The organism is Okeania sp. SIO2F4 (genome assembly GCF_010672385.1).
In the GTDB taxonomy this organism is placed as follows: Bacteria; Cyanobacteriota; Cyanobacteriia; order Cyanobacteriales; family Microcoleaceae; genus Trichodesmium.
Genome location: NZ_JAAHGT010001406.1, coordinates 1 through 1,432, shown reverse-complemented (window position 1 = coordinate 1,432; position 1,432 = coordinate 1). Strand labels below are relative to the sequence as shown.

At 30.7% G+C, this 1,432-nt stretch carries 1 protein-coding gene; it reads right to left on the bottom strand.

Annotation, left to right across the window (positions count from 1 at the left end; translation table 11 throughout):
• Positions 1-60 precede the first annotated feature (60 nt).
• Complete coding sequence (locus tag F6K22_RS40805) at positions 61-1,005, bottom strand: tetratricopeptide repeat protein (protein ID WP_293110863.1); 945 nt, start codon at positions 1,003-1,005, stop codon at positions 61-63.
• Between the last annotated feature and the right edge of the window lie 427 nt (positions 1,006-1,432).

The window sequence follows — 1,432 nt, the reverse complement described above, 5'->3', positions numbered from 1 at the left end:
GGTTGCTCAAAATCACCGTTACAAAAATAACTTCTCAATTCTCAATTCTCAATTCTCAATTCAATACATAAAATCACCTTCAATTAAAGCCTGAAATTTAGGATTCAAATGAATATTACCAAAATCAGTATCAGTTCTTGCCATCTCTCGGTAAGGTTTACCAGCACCGAAATTAATTGCTTGTTCCAAATTTTCAATGGCTAAATATACCTTCTCCTGCAAAGCATAACAACGAGCTTTATTATAGTAAGCCAAAGAATAATCTGGTTTAATTTTTATCGCTTCATCAAAACAAGCGATCGCCTCATACCACTCTCCTAAATTTGACAAAGCTTGACCTAAATTATTCCAAGCTTCCTGATAGTCTAGTTTAATTTCTATTGCTTTCTCATAACTAACAATTTCCCCTTCCGTATCCTCTAAATAAAATAAAGTTCTGCCTTTAAAATTCCAAGCTGCATAATGATTTGGTTTAAGTTTTATTACCTGTTCAAAACATTTCAAAGCTTCCTGATACCTTCCTAGCTCAAATAATGCCTGACCTTGATTATCCCAAGCTTGATATAAATTGGGTTTAATTTTTGTTACTTGTTCGTAATTTTCAATAGCTTTTTGGTAATATCCTAAACTATTCCAAGCATTTCCTAAATTGTACCAAGCTTGATATAAATCTGGTTTAATTTGTATCGCTCCCTCAAAAGAACTTATTGCTTCCCGATATCGCTCTAAATCATTCAGTACATTCCCTCGATTATACCAACCTAAATGAGAATTTGGTTCCAGACTTATAGCCAGATTAAAATTATTTAAAGCTAACTGTAATCTACCTATTTTTTTGAAGGCATTACCTCTATTATTCCAGGCTTCAGGGTATTCTGGTTTAATTTTTATTGCCTTATCAAAAGCAGTAATAGCCTGCCGATGTTTTCCCAATTTACTGAGATTTACTCCCACATTGTACCAGCCTTGATAGTCATCTGGGGAGATTTCTGTTTGTTCATCCATTTCATTTTTCAAGGAAGAAGGAAATCAGTTATTCAGTTATCAGTTATCAGTGATTAGTTATCAGTTACCAGTTAAATCCTTTTTCTAGTTTTCTTAAAATTATCAGGTAATAATTTAACTTCTCAATTCTCAATTATCAATTCATTATAACCAGTTATCAGTTATCAGTTAAATCCTTTTTCTAGTTTTCTTAAAATTATCAGGTAATAATTTAACTTCTCAATTCTCAATTATCAATTCATTATAACCAGTTATCAGTGATTAGTTATCAGTTATCAGTTATCAGTTATCAGTTATCAGTTAAATCTTTTTTCTAGTTTTCTTAAAATCATCAAGTAAGAATTTAACTTCTAAATTCTGTATTCTGAATTATGAATTCTAAATTCATTAAACCTCTTGCAAAATTTTTAATTAAACCAATTCAAGA

Coding starts and splice junctions, on each gene's coding strand:
- F6K22_RS40805 (WP_293110863.1), bottom strand. CDS start 1,005: ATGGATGAACAAACAGAAATCTCCCCAGATGACTATCAAGGCTGGTAC.